Origin of the sequence: Pseudoalteromonas luteoviolacea (assembly GCF_021654285.1) — a bacterium.
GTDB classification, from domain to species: domain Bacteria; phylum Pseudomonadota; class Gammaproteobacteria; order Enterobacterales; family Alteromonadaceae; genus Pseudoalteromonas; species Pseudoalteromonas luteoviolacea_J.
Window position 1 is genome coordinate 71,697 of record NZ_JAKFZS010000001.1, and the last position, 17,400, is coordinate 89,096.

General features: G+C 41.8%; 5 protein-coding genes. All 5 read right to left on the bottom strand.

The features are described 5' to 3' along the window. Positions 1-72: 72 nt before the first annotated feature. The 5 genes from L1077_RS00335 to L1077_RS00355 all read right to left on the bottom strand — a co-directional run bounded on the left by L1077_RS00335 (position 73) and on the right by L1077_RS00355 (position 17,316). Positions 73-2,259: a TonB-dependent receptor gene (locus L1077_RS00335; protein WP_237135103.1), complete on the bottom strand. Its 2,187-nt coding sequence runs from the start codon at positions 2,257-2,259 to the stop codon at positions 73-75. Positions 2,260-2,540: 281 nt separating this feature from the next. Beyond that, the gene (locus tag L1077_RS00340; protein ID WP_237135104.1) at positions 2,541-3,977 is read right to left on the bottom strand and encodes a hypothetical protein; all 1,437 of its coding nucleotides are present in this window, start codon (positions 3,975-3,977) and stop codon (positions 2,541-2,543) included. 197 nt (positions 3,978-4,174) lie between these two features. After that, entirely contained in the window at positions 4,175-5,461 is a 1,287-nt protein-coding gene (locus tag L1077_RS00345) for a class I SAM-dependent methyltransferase (protein ID WP_237135105.1), read from the bottom strand. Positions 5,462-5,602: 141 nt separating this feature from the next. Beyond that, positions 5,603-9,721 carry an amino acid adenylation domain-containing protein gene (locus tag L1077_RS00350; protein WP_237135106.1) on the bottom strand — a complete coding sequence of 1,373 codons (4,119 nt, stop codon included), beginning with the start codon at positions 9,719-9,721 and terminating at the stop codon, positions 5,603-5,605. Further along, on the bottom strand, positions 9,718-17,316 hold the full coding sequence (locus L1077_RS00355; protein WP_237135107.1) for a non-ribosomal peptide synthetase: 7,599 nt from the start codon (positions 17,314-17,316) through the stop codon (positions 9,718-9,720). Before L1077_RS00355 ends, L1077_RS00350 begins: the two co-directional genes overlap by 4 nt. Positions 17,317-17,400 lie beyond the last annotated feature (84 nt).

Sequence of the window (17,400 nt, forward strand, 5' to 3'; positions counted from 1 at the left end):
CAAATAAAGAGTAACACGGCACTTTTGCCCAAACAGCAAAAGGCCAGCAGAAGCTGGCCTTTTATGAGTTGCTTAATCTAGCCAAAAGTCTTTTCTAAATTTAAGGCCAAACTCACTGCGGTCATTGCTGCGCATGACGCCAACAAAACCAGCTTGTTGTAAACGACCAACATCATATACTTCGTTGAATACGTTTTCACCGTATAAGGTAACTTCTGTATCGCCTTCGCTATTGGTATATGAGATATTAAAACCAAACAGCTCGCGAGACTCAATGAATTCATTTGGATTATTCACTGATTGACCTTGCATGTCTGAGCGATAAGAGTAACTAGCGTTAACAGCCACGGTTGCACCTGAATCTAAGTCCATAAAATAAGACGGTGCAACCATAACAGTCCAACGCGGTGTCAATGCAGGTGCGTTACCCACTGTGATACCTTGAACACCATCATCAACATGCGTAATTTCTGAGTCAAGATAACCAACTGAGCTGCGGATACTGAAATCATCTGTTACTGCAACAGTTGTCTCTAGCTCAATACCTTGCGCGCGTGACTCCCCGGCATTTTCAATATAGGTATTGAACCCATTTGACGGATCATTAAATGGCAATGCCAAGTCTGTGTAATCAGTAACAAACAGAGCAACCATCATAGACACACGGTCGTGCACTTGGCCTTTAAAACCAACCTCGTAGTTAAGTGCCTTAGTCTCATCAAATGACACAAAGGCTTCAGCACCACCAAATGGACGCGGCGGGAAGCCACCGCTTTGGTAACCTTTTTGAATTTGTGCGTAGACATTCATATCACGATTTAATTGATACGCCGCATTCACGTCCCAAGTTACTTCATCAAATTCTGCTTCTGCATTTTTTGCAAAGTACGTAAAGTCAGCCTTTGCCTCTTTAGAATCCTCTGAATATCTTAAACCACCACCTAAGCTTAATCGCTCAGTAATATCAAAGCTTGCATTAAAATAAGCGGCATAAGAATCCGTTTCTTGCTCGATACGGAAAGCACCTGGTGCTGAAGGTGTATTGAACGGGCTATATACATAAGGTGCCGATGCTGTGAAGCCATCTTCGTTAAAGTAGTACAAACCCGATACAAAGTCCCAAGAGTCGAATGTGCCATTTAACTGAAACTCAACTGAGAACTGATCAGCACCGCCTTCTTCTGGGAATTCAGATAAATGCAGTGGAGTGCCGTCATCGTCAAGCCCACCTGTGTAATCTGAGCTGCGCTTGCTGGTGATAAATTTAACCGCATATTCGTCATCGACTTGCCAATCAGCAATAACTGAAGCGCCCCAACCTGAGTAATCTGTGCTTTCAATACCTGCTACCGTTGAACCTAAGTCATCTGGATTTTCAGGTAACATGCTTTCCTTTAGCAAAGGAAAATCACCATTATTCGGGTCATTAGGATCAAGGCCACCTGTTACTTCAATCGTATAAGGTGATTGGCCAGACTCATTGTCTACCGCATCAAGCGCAACATTCAGACTAAAGTCACTGCTTGGCTGCCACTTAACCGCTAAACGGCCACTCACTTCTTGCTCTTCACCGATTTCTTTTTCTGGATTCGCTAGATTAACGGCATGGCCAACGCCATCACGCTCTTTGTAAGATGCATTAGCTGCAAAGCTCCACTCATCATTAATCGTTTGGTTGGTATAAATATCACCACCAAGTCTGCCACGAGAGCCCACTTTTGACTCAACGCGCACAATGTCTTCACTACCGGGCTTTTTCGTAATGATATTAACCGCGCCGCCCAGCGTATTACGACCATACAAAGTACCTTGAGGTCCACGTAATACTTCAACACGTTCAATATTAGGTAAAGATAAGTTCGACCCCATTTGACGGCCCAAGTAAACACCGTCAACATATACACCCACACCTGGATCTGTCGTAATTACATGATCTTGAAGACCTATACCGCGGATAAATACTGATGCATGAGCAGCGTTACCCACACCGTAACGGGTAATATTTAAGTTAGGAACAAATTTACCAATATCATCTAGATTGCTCATATTGCCTTTTTCAATGGCATCCGAGCCGATCGATGTGATCGCTGTTGGTGTTTCAAACAGACTTTCAGTACGCTTACGTGCTGTTACCTCAATTTTTTCAAAGGTTGTGTTTTTAGCCTGAGTTTCTTCAGCTGCAAAGGAAGGTAAGCTCACTGCTGTTAAAATTGCAGCGCTTAGCGCAGATAAACCAACGCGTGGTAAAACTGTTGTCATAAAATCTCCAAAGGAATCGCCGTGTGTGTTCAGCCTGAGGCTGGCTGTTAGCTTATGCTGTGTGAAAAACAGACATAAAAAAAGATGCGTAAAACGCACCTCTTTCCTCTGGAAGGTTATTATACCCATTTATCGAATGATAAAAAATAAAAATTTTCACTTTTTTATTTTTGTAGCATAAATGAAGCGGCATATAACGAATTTAAACGCCATTGACCAGCGCTCAAAAAACATTCATTTATTACGCACTGCCAATTAATAAGTTATTTGCTATCAAATAATTAGACTGTCAATTTAGACCGATTACTTTCCTCATATACAAGCGTTTCTGTCGCACCATTAGAAGTATTTATGACTCCATTAGTTTGGCTGCATGATGTTTTCACTAGCCTAACCCATACACCCGAATAAGTATGACTAAAACTGAATGCTCCCCATACAGGATAACTCGCAATTAGACTCGTACTTGCTTTAGAGAAAACCTTATCAGGCTGACAGTAGGCTTGAATAAAATATCCTTCAGACCGACAAGCAAGCGCTACTGTATTTTGCCATTTTGCTTTTTCGGTGTACTTACCGACAGTCACATCCTTGCCTTGGGCACCAACACCCGGCTTAATAACGAATTGGTTTTTATGATTATTTAATAGACTTTTCAACTCGACAATCTCCCCCCCCCATTCAACTTCAGTACTCGTCGCACAAGCTCCCCAAGTAATAAAGTTATGAATTTGCGCCTGCTCCTCTTTATTGAACAAATGACTATCACGCATATTCCAAAGTAGGCCTAAATTGCGCTTATCATTGATCAAGAGACTAAATGGATTCTCAGGTAAGGCAACATTACCAGCATAAAAGCTCTCCATAATTTGAGACTCAGCCTCCAATCTACCTAGCTCCCAACTGCCAAACGGATTGATAAAACAGTGTACTTTTTCTTTACCTAACCACACCTCATTATTGTTAAAAGTCAAACGCTCTATTGAATCAATAAAGTGCGGCACTACTTGTACATTTGACGTTCGACAGACTTTGATAAATTCAAATTGTAAAAAGCCCAACATTTGTCTAGAAACAATATTCATGTCGCACAAAAATACAATATTACAATCGCCATCTGGCGATATGCGTTTACTTTCTACCATGCTACATGTGATGTTTTTAATCATTTCTGAGAGGGGATCTCGACAAAAAACATTCCCCCGCTCCTGTACAAAATCACTGAAAGTGCCAGCACCTCTATAAAGAGAATCAAAAAAGCGTACTTCCCACCCACCTAGATTTGAGCCGACATTTAATTCAAGTACTTTAAAAGTACCATTTGAGTATGTTAAATCTGCTCGACACAATAATACTTCTAACGGATTTGCGTGTATTGCCTTGCGAATTATCTCTTCATTTACCTGATAAAATTTTGCAAATTCATTTGGCTCTCTTTCAAACCAGTCGATAAGCATTTTAGCAACCAGTTTCGGAATAGACTCAACACAATCCGAGAGTTGTCCCTTAATATTTTGATTAATAATTAGCGGTAAAGCATTTATTTCATATGGCATCAATTCTTTTAATATTGAGCCTTCTTTGCTCCCGAGATTTAATCTGTCAAAACGTGCTTTACTGGCATTAACATAAGCACATAGCTCTCTATTTTTTTTCGATAACTTGTCCAGAGTATCCAACACATCTGTGTGGCTTTCTAAATCAATAAGACTTGTCATTTTAAAGCTCCTACTTTATTTTCTCGCTTAAAAATACAGTTTGTTGTCGCTGATAAAGCTCTTTAAAGTCGCAATAAAGACAAGACTTCATCATTTTTAAGCCAGATCCCGACTTCACAAAATGTATTCCTTTTCAGCTTCGCCATATTGGTGGGTAAAAGTTGCAAAGCAACTTTTATAATCTTTTCCTCAACAGCTTAAACAGCGCATATATAAGGGTAGGCAGGTGTCGTTAAATGCAGCCTTAGCTCATTAATTTCATATTGAGATAACGAGAGATTTAACTCAGCCAGTATCTGTGCAATTGTTTTATCGCCTTTACATTTCATAAAGACCTTAGCCGCGACTTTATCTTGAGGGAACTTCGGATGAGGTTTACTTTTTGGGGTCTCCTCAGCAATGAATTCATTGTCATCCTGAATAACAAAATGCTGGTACTCACACGACATTTTAGTGAATCGCGTACTTAAAAATTCCTCACATATTTTTTTAATCGGCTTGGCGGCATAAGATGAGTCTTTGCGTTGAACATAAAACCATATATGAGGGGACTGCTCCAATTTGAGTAGGTTTCCAATTTTCCAACGCTCTACGTCTGGTAACGTATGGTATTGCTGCTGTACTTTTTCATCTCCAAATTTAACATCCCAAGATAATCTTCCCTCGGCTTTGTCCCATGAGTTTAAACACGGAGCGACAATCTCTAAATTACACTGCTGAACAAGATCATCAAAGCTTTCAACCGTATAACTATATTCCACAGGTTGGAGAATGGCGTCGGCCATCGCGCTTTCATTCCAATTTCTCATCGTATTTATGAACGCACTCATAAAATCACTGTAGTTTGCACTGTCATCATTGATCATACGTTCAGATATCGAATGCTCTAATTCAGTATTTGGATTGTCCGTTGTTGAACACAGCATTCTAATCGCTTTTTGAAGAGACGTTGTTGTAATTCTGTGGTAGTAGTTATATACGAATAACTCAAGGATCCCATCTTGCTTTAATGCTTTAGTTAGGGCCCTCAGAGGCATGGAAGGGTCATAATTATGATGTATCACACCTGTACAAATAATAAGGTCAAATTCTTCTTCATAGCATACCTCATTTAAACTTCTCTCTTCTAATCTCAAGTTTGTAACATTTAGCTGCTCTGCTAAGGAGCGTGCCGCAGCCAGTGATTCTTTAGATAAATCTGTACCTAAGACTTCAGATTCAGGATACTTAAGTGCTGTGATCACTGCTTGGTTAGTACCACAACCTGCAACCCAAATTTTAGGCTGATTGACAACCCTACTATTATCAAAATAACCCAATTCCTGATTTAAAGCTGTAAGCCAAAGCGCTTGCGAGCTGTACTTCTCTAAAAATGAAGGGTACCAAGGAAAATTATATCGGCCGTAAAACTTTTTATTTATTCTATCGACATCTTCTGTCGATATGGCCACTGAAGTATTAAATTGATGTTGATTATTTAGCATTATTTTTATCCTTATTTGCTATTAAATTAAACAGCAGATGTTCCATGCACAAAGAGGCTGAAAGCCCGAGTGAACGCGTGTTTGATACTAAAGAAAAAGCGCGAGCACTTTCATGCTCGCGGCATAGACATGATGAATTTCTCAGACCTGATAGAGTTGAACGCTTTTCTTCAAGCCTTCAAGCAAAGCATCATAGTTTTCTTCATCTAGGAAGTTTTCATGGTTCCCATCTACGTTAAATTCGATCAAGCTTTTTTTATTTAACGCCTGCCATGCTCGTGAAAGCTCTGCTTTATGTGGGTTATCATTCGCCGAAAAGTGAATGATGTCGCCACACCATGACATTGGCAAAGCCCGCTTTTCAGACAGTAAGTAATTGACCATAAAATCGATGAAATATACAGGGTCAATATCCTTAAACAGCTGGCTAACACTTGAATCGCGTAAATGAGTTAAAAGCCGTTGTTTTTGCATATCCAGTGAAAGCGTGTCCACGTCATTACATAGTTGTTCATATCCGTGTTGGTCTAGTACCAACTCAGCCACTCTTGGCACAACCTCTGCCTGAGACACTTCTAGAGCGCTATTGAACCCTAAAGGCCAACTATCAAATGACATTAAAACCGCCTGCTCATTTGACTGATTTGCGAGTTCGCATAGATGCATTGCAATCGCACCACCCGAGGAAACACCACCAAAATAATAGGGGCCTTTTGGTTTATAACGTCGAATTTCTTGCCAATAATACGCTGCTAATTGACCGAGAGAATCAAACTCAACTTGTTGATTAGTTAAGAAGGGCGCCTGAATGCCAGTGACTCGACAGACCTTCTTCATGGCTCTAGCCACTGCTTGAACAGTGTTTAATGTGCCTAATAAAGGGTGTACAACGAATAGCTCCACCGGCTCTATCGGACCATCGTTTAATTTGAGGATCACAGGAGAACCTTGCTGCTTGTCTCCTTCGTCAATTAAGCAAGCGATTTCCTCAATGGTTTGATACTCCATTAATTGATTGATTGAGATTGCATATCCAGCCTCTTGCAGCTTAGTCGTCAGCGTTACAAGCCTTAATGAATCCCCACCCGCTTCAAAGAAATTTTCATCAATTGAGCATTGTACTCGCTGTAAAACACCTTCCCATATCCTTGCTATATCTTGCTCTAATCGCGACTGTGGTCGCTTAACCTCTCTCTTATCTCCTATTTGGAAATCAACCTTGAGAAGCTGCTTTTTATCAACTTTACCATTACTATTTAGGGGAAATTGAGCAACTTCAATGAACCGTGCAGGAACCATATAATCTGGTAACTTTCGCCTCAGCGAATGTCTCAGCTTACTCTCTGATTTTTGCGTATCCTCATTTGCATCAGCCGCATATACGATAAAGGCAATCAGCTGATTGCTGATCTCACCTTCAATCACGACAGCCGCAACATCGTTGATACATGACTCTTTTCGAATATTATACTCGACATCAGCAAGCTCGATTCGATGTCCGCTTACTTTCACTTGGTCATCAAACCTACCGATAAATTCAAGGCTGAGATCATGATGCCACCTTACACGGTCACCAGTTAGATATACCCGCTGTTCATTCGAGCCTAGCAAGCTAAGGTTTACAAACTTATCGTCAGTTAATGATGACTTGCCCCAATAACCCGCAGCTAAACTCGCTCCAGCAATTGCCAATTGCCCTTCTTGACCAGGACTAACGCAAGCCATATTGTCATCGAGTACAAAATGGCTATACCCTCCAAGCGACTGAGATAACCGTACCTTATCTGCTTGTGTATCACCCTGTACAATCTTAGTGACATTGGACCATACAGTCGCTTCTGTCGGCCCGTAACAGTTCCACACATTTTCTGTCGCACAAAAAAGTGTTTTTTGCAGCTCTGCCGTAAGTGGCTCTCCGCCACATAATAACGTGCAATACGGGGGGATTTTCCACCCTGCCGCTATTAACTGCTTATAGCGTGAAGGGGTTGCTTGGATCAAGTCCGGCTCTAATTCCGACAATAAGTTCGCCAACGCAAACACATCCTTGCTTTCCTGAGACTCTATAATGCGACATGCATTGCCAGTCAGGATACTGCCAAACCATTCAAATAATGCAATATCAAAGGAAATAGGCGTTAAGAGTACCCATTGCTTATCTGCACTCGGCGTAAGCCGATCCAACATGGCCGACATAAAATTCATAACCGCATTATGCGCAACAGCGACCCCTTTAGGCTTGCCTGTTGTACCTGACGTATAAATCACATAAGCAATTGAATCGGGTTGCGTCTCAGGCAGTGGCAATTGAGCTTGGCTCAATGGCGTTTCCAACAATGCTTTTAAATCCCATAGACTCAACTGTAGCTCTTGTAAACGCTCATCGTGCTTTTGCTCAACAAGAATACCTGCCATCTCCGCATCACTTACAATATCAATGATGCGAGCTTGAGGTAATGTATTACTCAAAGGTACATAAGCCGCGCCAGATTTAAGTACGCCCAGCATAGCCACAATCATAAAAACTGAAGGCTGGACAGCAATGCCCACACGATCTCCCTCTGTCACGCCCAGCGCCCGAAGGTGGTGGGCAAGATGTGTGGACTGCTCATCTAATTCGGCATAGGTCAATCTTGCACTTGAAGTGGTAAGTGCAACTTCTTGACCTAGCTTAGTGCATTGTTCAGCCAATGCAGCCGTTATGGTATTAGGTGCTATCCATGTGCCTTTTTGTTTAGATAAGTGCTGATAACATACCTGCAATTGCGAATAGGGCATAAGCGTTAATTGAGATAGTTTTGTCTCAGCCTGAGTCGTCATTTGCTCAATCAAATAGCCAAACGATTGTTCTAACTGAACTATATGATCCGCAGCAAACAACGCAGTGCAATACTCTAAAGAACATACTATCTGGTTGGGTGACTCGCTGATATTTAACGTCAGATCATGTTTGGTTGCAATGGGGCTATGCAGCTCTTGAATAAGCTCTATATCCTGGGTAGATCTTCGTGCAACATTCACCATAATCTGAAAAATCGGTGAATATGCTCTAGAACGCTCGGGGTTCAATTTTTCCACAATCAGTTCAAATGGAATATCCTGATGTTTTAATGCCTCTAAATTAACTTGTCTTATATACGACCAAAACGCATCAATAGTAGTATCTTCGATATGAAAACCCAATAAACCAGTATTCAAAAAAGGCCCTACTACTCCCCGTAATTGCGCGTTATTTCGGGTATCTACGGGAAAACCAAACACCACTTGAGGCGAATTACTCACCTTCGACACCAACAGTGCAAAGATACCGTTAAGTAGCATAAACGTCGTTAGACCTTTGTCTCGACAAAGTCTTCTCACGGCTTCTAGCCGTTTTCCCCTCAATTCAAAGCTATGTATCGCGCCTGCAAAACTCTGCTGTTCTGGACGCGTTTTTTGCAACGGTAACTGATGCAAAGTCGGGAAGCTTGACAGTGTTTCAACCCAACTATCACAGCGGCGAATAAACTCTTGATTTTGCAAAAGTGTACTTTGCTGCTGAGCATATTGACCGTAGCCTAAAGTAGGCGCAGGTAAATTGATTTGCTTGCCAGAGATACAACCAACATATAGTTGCATAAACTCATCCACAAGAATACCGAGTGTTGATTGGTCTGCAATAATATGATGCAGTGTCACTATCAAGTATGGCTGTCCTGCTTTAGGCTCAATGTAAAGCAATCGAAGTAACGGGCCAGTGCTCAAATCAAATGGGCTTTCTTTGTGCATAAGAAGTCGCTGCTCTAATGCCTGCTCCTCCCCTTCAGAGTGTATAAAACACTCGAATGGGATCTCAGTTGTGGGCATGACACGCTGAACAACCTGCCCATTTTGTTGTTCAAAGCAAGTGCGCAAAGCACCATGCCTAGCCACTAGCATGTTAAGTGCCTGCTTCGCAGGCCCCATACTTAACTTTTGAGGTAATGGATAGTCTGTAGATACGTAATACTGAGACCCTGAATCTACCAGTTTATCCATCAGCCAAAATCTTTTCTGACTGAAAGAAACTGGAAATACAGCGCCATCCTCATGAGCAATAGAAGATGTGGCTGACTCCTCCACTACCTTGCTTATCAAAGATGTCTTATGCACCCTGAGCTGCTGGATCAGCTCAGGTGTCAGGGCAGACTTGTTTCCATTGACTTTGAGCTGTCCATGCTCGCTAACCTCCAGCTGAATTGATTTTCGTTCCAATTCAGCTAACAGTGTCATCAAGGTCATAGTAACAATTCCACCTGCTCGTCTTCTACACACTCAGTACACGACGTGTCCACTGCAGATTTTGTTTTGCTCATAGTTAACCCAAAGAATGCGACAAAACTGCTGTATTCAAATATGTCGGCTGGCTGGATATGACAACCAAATGCGTCATTGACGCGCGCTATCAACTGGTTAGCTATCAAGGAATGTCCACCAAGCTCGAAGAAATCTCCCCATGCACCAGGCTCATGTGGAGACAGGTCGAGCACATCGCACCATGCATTAGCTACCAACCTCAATTTTTGCTTGTCCGATCCTGTTAGCTGCTCTCGCACAAAACAACAGAGCTCGCCAAGTTGCGCATTATCAAACACATCCACAGGCTTAATTTGCGTCATGAGTGTGTTATTCAAATTTGTCACGAGTTCATTAGCAAGTAAAGAATGACCACCTAAAGCGAAAAAGTCAGCTTCTTGGTCAATTTCAGTGCTATCCAAATCTAATAGTGTCTGCCAATACTGACCTATCACTTGATTTAAAAATTGACTTTCTACGGCGCTGATACGCTGTAATAAATCTAATTGCTTTCCAAACTCTGCATTGTCAAAGATATCTACAGGTTGTAATTCTACACCCGTTTGTTCACTGATCTGTTGGACCAGCTGATTTGCTAGCAATGAGTGCCCACCCAGCTCAAAAAAGTCTGCACTTGGCGTAATTTCGTCACTATCAAGCTCGAGTAAATCCATCCACAGCGCTGTTAAAACTTGCGAGTACGGTGACACAGTTACCATCGACTCTACTTTTTCGCATAATGCGCTCAAGGTTGGATGTTCAAAAATATCAACCGGCTCAAGTTTCACATCGAATGAAGATTGGATCTCTGCCACCAGCTGATTGGCTAATAAGGAATGCCCTCCGAGTTCAAAAAAGTCTGACTCTGTATTTAATTCAACAGCGTCCACCTCAAGAATTGTACTCCAAAGCTTAATTAATTCTGACGCGACATCTTGTTGTTCAGGGAGTTGCTTATTTACCAAATCGATTAATGCCTGCAAAGTTGGGTGCTCGAAAATCTCTACAGGGGTCACTTCTACAGAAAATACTTTTTCAATACTGTTAACTAAATCATTGGCTAGCAATGAGTGGCCACCCACTTCAAAAAAGTCTGAATCCAAGCTCAAGCTATCAATTTCAATATCTAGCAGCTGGCTCCAGAGCGTTTTTAATTCTGTTTCTAGGGTCTTTTTCGTGTCTTTAATTTCTTGTTGGCCACTGGCCTCCGAAATAGACTTAAGAAGCTGACCCCTATCAAGTTTTCCATTCACAGTGAGCGGCATTTGTTCCACCATAAACAGCCCCGAAGGCACTAGATAAGGCGGCAACTTCGCTTGAAGCGCCAGTTTAATCGCATCGGTCGCAGCTTCTCCACGAGCTAAAGTCTCAGTATCACACTTGATATACGCATATAGTCTGCTATCACCAGAAGCGGTCTCATGCAAGATAACAGCGGCTTCATGTACCTCAGGCAGGCTCTGTAATGTTGATTCAATATGAGCAGGCTCAATTCGATAACCACGCATTTTAACCTGTTCGTCAATTCTACCAACAAACTCCAGCGCGCCATTTTCAAGGAACCTGACCAGATCGCCTGTACGATAAAGCCTTTCACCGTCTTGCGAGAACGGATCTGCGATAAACTTCTGGCTATTTAAGTCATCTCGATTTATATAGCCCTTGGCTAATCCCTGACCACCTGTACATAATTCACCAACAGCCCCAAAAGGAACCAATTTTTGATGCCTGTCCAAAATATAGAAATAAGTGCCTGGAATGCCATATCCAATTGGAATCGAATGGCTTCTATCAAAATCGCGAGGTATTGGATAACAACAAGTGAAAGTCGTATTTTCAGTTGGGCCATAGCCATTAATGACTTCAATGTTTTCAAAGTTATCGTATACGCGAGCAACCGCGTCAGGGCTAACAACATCGCCACCCGCAATCACTTTTTCCAAGTGTTCTCCAGATACCTCCGATAGTCTTTCAGACCATTGGCTAAATAGGGCCGCAGTCAGCCACATTCCATTGACTTGCTGTTCATTGAGTAATCGGTTTAAAGCCTGAATATCCAGTACTGCTGGCTCAAATATCACCAAGCGATTACCTTTGGCCAAAGTACCCCATATTTCTAATGTAGCAGCATCAAAAGAGATAGATGATGCATGTAAAAATGCCGCTTGCTTATCACCAAATTCTAACTGTGGTAGCTCACATAATCTTAAAACCCCTTGGTGAGTTACCTCAACACCTTTGGGTCTACCAGTTGTACCAGATGTATAATTCACATAAGCTGTACTCGATAGATCTACATGTATATCAGATAACCTTTCATGTGCATTACAAACGGCTGGCTTCCATTGTTCTGAATCTAATGAGATACAATTAGCCACACCAGCAGCCATCAACAACGTTCTGCTAGGCCCTTTTGCAATGCCGGTCGTAACACCAGCGTCCTCGAGCATAAACTGCATATATTCTTGAGGATACGCGGGGTTTACTGGGACGTATGCGCCGCCAATTTTTAGGATCGCTAGCATCGACAAAACAGACTCGTAGCTTCGCTCCATGCAAATGGCCACTCGCTCACCGGTGCCAACACCTTGATCCAACAATGCTTGCGCTAACAAGTTTGCTTCGCTGTTTAATTCAGCGAACGTTACCTCTTTGCCAGAGAGTGAAATGGCGGTACGTTCAGGCGTCTCTCTCGCCCACTTCTCAATCACTTCAGCAAGATTACTATCTTTCAGTGCAACTTTTTTAGGAGACTGTTTGTGCATTAACAAATCTCTATCCATTGCAGGTAACAGCGAATCGTGGTCAACATAGTTATCGGTATTTCGCACAATATCGGAAAGAATATTGAACATCAGACGATTAATGTGTTCGATATGCTTATCTGAGATTAAATCAGTGTGTAAACGAAGCTCATAAACCAATGCGTTATATTCTTTAGCATGTCTGAAATTAGAGATAAACTGATAATTTACATCAGCATCATGCTCTAAGCTTAAATAAGGTTGTTCCTGTTCGCCATCTCGATGTTCCTGACTCACCATGCCATTAAACATGTGAAAGTGAAGGTAGTTAAATAAAGCACCTGAGAAATCGGTTCTCGTATTTCGTTGGATTTCAGCGACTGGATAATACTGGTGTACTTTTTGTTGGTGAAGTTGTTGATCAACCTCCTCAACCATTTGTCGCCAAGTTTTTTCTTCTACGCCCAATACAACTGGCGCTGTATTCAGAAATAGGCCCAACGTGTTCTCTCCACCTTCTTGAGTACTGCGGCCATGAGAAACCACTGAACTTAAAATGCTGTCACTGCCGTTGAGCATAGAAAGTAACTTTAAATGTGCAGTAAGAAAAACAGAAGTGACAGGCACACCCATACTGGCCGCCACTTGAACCAAACGGCCCTCAAGCTCAGACAAACTATACCTACTTAGGCGCAATTTATTTAGCTTAGTGCCTGTCCACCAAGGAAGCGGAGCATCTTGCACTATGTCTTTCCAATACTGCTCGGTCTCTGCATTGTTGAGCGCTTTCAGCTCATTCGCAACATACAGGTTATACTTTACTTTTGGTCCAAAATCCGCTTCTGTTACCACTGATTGTGCTAAGGCTTTTTCATAACTTTTTGCCAAATTCACAAGTAATGTTGCGATGCTCCAACCGTCCAATATTGCGTGGTGGCATGTAAACGTGATTTCAGTAATATTGTCCTCTAAACGGTAAGCATTAAGTCGCCAGAGAACCTCACCATTAACAAAACGGCATCGCCTATCGTCCAGGCGCTGTTTTTCCAGTTCACGTTGCTGTTCATCACCTTGCAAATGACGCAAATCAATCGCGGCAACAGGCACATTCAACTCTCGCCTTACCAATTGAACAGGATCACCCTGAATACTGTTAAACTCCGTCCTTAACATTTCGTGATGATCTGCTAACTGCTGTACCACTTGAGTAAATAATTCAATATTCCAACTCTGGCGCATCCGAACTTTGACCTGATCTTGATATCGAATCGCAGCTTCATCGTTATCGTTGAGGAATAGCATGCCCTGCTGCAACTTGGTCAAAGGGTAAGCATCTTCATAGACATCTTGGTTTATGGCATCCAAAGTTTGCTGAGAAAGTAGCTCAAAAGGTTCAACATTGATAACAATAGAGCTATCACCTGTCGTTTCAGACTCAATCGCGCTGGAGAGCTTCTCTACTGTCGGGAAGTTGAATAAATCTTTCAACGACAACGTATAACCAGCTTTATTAACTTGTGCCACAACTTTAATAGCTTGAATTGAGTCACCGCCAATTGAGAAATAATTGTCTTTTATCCCCGCTTTTTCGACGCTACTAAACTGAGCGAAACAGTCACAAAGTAGGCGTTGCAAATCCGTTTGTGGCTCAACGAACTCACTTGTCGCATTGAATGTAAAATCAGGTAGCGCCTTGCGGTCAACCTTGCCATTATCTGATAGTGGCAATTGGTCCAAAAACGCAAATTGGTCAGGTACCATGTAATCAGGTAAGCTTTTCAACAACTTTTCCTGAATTGTGTTGACCAATTGAGTTTGCTCCTGGTCGCCGGATTTAACAACATACGCAACCAAGTGTTGGCTCTGGTTTTTGTCACTCTTCACAATCACGGCTGATGCATCAACTTCAGCTAATTTAGCCAATTGATGCTCTATCTCACCAAGCTCAATTCGAAAACCCCTGATTTTCACCTGTTGGTCGGTTCTGCCTTGATAAAGTAAATTATCTTTATGATCATAACGTACTAAGTCACCTGTTTTATAAAGCTTCTCCCCCGACACAAAAGGATGAGGAATAAACTTCTCTTGCGTTAACTCAGGCTTATTCAGATAACCTTCGGCCAAGCCAACCCCTCCGATATAAAGCTCTCCAGAAGTGCCCTTTGGTACAGGGTTTAACGATTCATCAAGCACAAATAGTTGAAGGTTATTAATTGGCTTACCAATTGGCACAACATCTAGCTTTTGGTCAGCGGTGCACACAAAGTAACTGACATCAATCGCCGCTTCTGTTGGCCCATATAGATTGTAAATATCAACTTCAAGGCGTTCGAAGTGCTCTGCTACAATATCCGTCGTCAACGCCTCACCACTACAAATCACCCTTTGTACAGAACGACAAGTATGCCATTTATCACTGTCGATCATCGCTCTTAGCATAGAAGGAACAAAGTGCAGTGTTGTGACTTTTTTCTCTCTGATCACGGTAGCTAAGTAATGAGGGTCTTTATGTCCTTCAGGGCGAGCTAATACCAAAACAGCACCCGACATCAATGGCAACATAAATTCCCAAACGGATACATCGAAAGTAAACGGTGTTTTTTGTAAGACCTTATCATCATGTCCAAGGTTAATGGTTTTTTGCATCCAGTCTATGCGGTTGACCAAAGCTCGATGAGAAACAGCAACCCCTTTAGGTTGACCAGTTGTACCTGATGTATAAATAACATATGCAACATGCTCTGGCGTGACTTTATTTGTTGGTAAAGCCCCCTCATGCGTATTCCGTAGTTGGTTTTCAAGTTCTGTATCCACCACCATTACATCCAATGACGTATTGTCCTGTAATCGATGCTGATATCCTAACTGACACAACACAAGCTCAGCCTTACTGTCAGCAAGCATATATTTCAAACGCTCAGGTGGACTTTGCGGGTCAATGGGTAAGTATGCACAACCAGATTTAAGAATAGCCAACATGCTCACAACCATTTCAACAGAACGCTCAAAGAGCAACCCGATCACCTTATGTTCAGTGGCTCCTTGCTCCTGAATGTGCACGCTCAACTGATTAACTCTGGCATTAAGTTCAGCATAACTGATAGCCTGATCTTCAAACTCTAATGCAATATCATGCGGGTTTGCAGCAGAGTTTCTCTCTATCAAATCCACCATAGTTAAAGTTGCAGGGTAATCCGCTTCTGTTTGGTTTAGCTCGAATAACAGATGATTACGACTTGCGGTATTTAAGACACTAAGATCAGATAACTTTTGCTCAAGGCCTTGCAGTAACTGCTCAATCAAGAGAGAGAACCCTTGCGCCATTGACTCGATAGTACACTCAGAAAACAACGACTTATTGTATTCAAAATTACATGATAACCCTTCATCGTGATGCTGAATGCTAAGCTGCAATTCATATTTTGCAGAGACATTGTCTGTCTCTAAACTCGTTAACTGTAGTGCACCAGTTTGCGCTGTTTGCACTTTGTCTTTTGAGTAATTAAACATTAGCTGAAACAAAGGGCTATGGCTTAAGCTTCGCTCTGGTGAAAGCAACTCAATCAAATCCGCAAAAGAGACTGTGTCATTTGCCATAGCATCTAAATTAACTTGCTTGACCACTGATAAATATTCATCAAGATTAAGGTTCGATTGACAATTCACACGAAGCAAACGCGTATCGATGAACATCCCGACCAACCTCTCTAGTTGAGGTAAGTGTCGATTAGCGATTGGCGTACCGACCACCACATCTTTATTGTTTGAGAATTTAGAAACCAGTAGTGAAAACATACCCTGCAATAACATAAACAATGTCATCTGCTTTGCGTTAGCCACTGCTGTCAATTCATTGAGCCGAGCAGATTCAATCTCGAATTTATAATTAGCCCCCTCATGAGATAAGGTTGCAGGCCTTGATTGGCTGAGGGGCAAATCATGTACACTTGGCAAAGTGTTCAATTGCTGTTTCCAATACTCTATTTGCTGCTGCTTTTGTGAGGCCGAGCTACCATTTTCACGCCATGCGAGATAATCAGTATACTGAATATCTAAGCTAGGAAGTGAAGGCGTTGTGCCTTGACTCAGAGATTGATAGATATGTCCAAATTCCTCCATCAACACCTTCATTGACCAGCCATCGGTTGCGATGTGATGAATATTCAAAACTAAAATACCCAGCTGCTCATTCAATCTCAAAAAGCTACCCCGGATCATCAAGTCTTGAGATAAATCAAAAGTACGAATGCTATCTTGATTAATAAAATGCTGGACATGCTTTCTCTGAGATGCAAGGTCTTGTTCAAAGTCAAGGTCAATCACATTTAGCGTAAAGTCAAACGATGTCAAAATGCGTTGATAAAGCTCACCGTTTTTATTTTCAAACAGTTGCGTACGCAATGTTTCATGCCTGTTAATTAATAAACGGAGTGCTTCTTCAGCTATCTGAGCATTAAATTCTCCATTCAGCTCGTAGGCAAATGGCATATTATATTGAGCACTGCCCCCTTCCAATTGGTCAATGAACCAGAGGCGCTTTTGTGATGATGATGCCAATAAGGGTTGGGATTTATCGCAGCGAGGGATCCGCTCAGCGTCGGCTGAATCAACATGCACCTGCTGCTGAAACCATTCAATAATATCTTGTTTGTGGGCTTTTATTGCTGCTACTTCATCTGCAGTCAAAGTGTCTATATCACCAAGTAGTGTGACTTCATCACCTTTAACATCAATTTTGACTTTTTTATTGATTAAAGTGTCAAGTAAAGAAGTAATTTCAGTGTGTTCTGTTAACATTTTTATATTCCTAGATATTATTTTTTTAAATCGCAAAAGTTGTAGTTGTGTTTTTGCTTTTGCGATTTCACTATCCAATATGTG

Excerpts from the sequence above, each read along its gene's own strand:
- L1077_RS00335 (WP_237135103.1), bottom strand. The coding sequence starts at position 2,259 with ATGACAACAGTTTTACCACGCGTTGGTTTATCTGCGCTAAGCGCTGCA.
- L1077_RS00340 (WP_237135104.1), bottom strand. The coding sequence starts at position 3,977 with ATGACAAGTCTTATTGATTTAGAAAGCCACACAGATGTGTTGGATACT.
- L1077_RS00345 (WP_237135105.1), bottom strand. The coding sequence starts at position 5,461 with ATGCTAAATAATCAACATCAATTTAATACTTCAGTGGCCATATCGACA.
- L1077_RS00350 (WP_237135106.1), bottom strand. The coding sequence starts at position 9,721 with ATGACCTTGATGACACTGTTAGCTGAATTGGAACGAAAATCAATTCAG.
- L1077_RS00355 (WP_237135107.1), bottom strand. The coding sequence starts at position 17,316 with ATGTTAACAGAACACACTGAAATTACTTCTTTACTTGACACTTTAATC.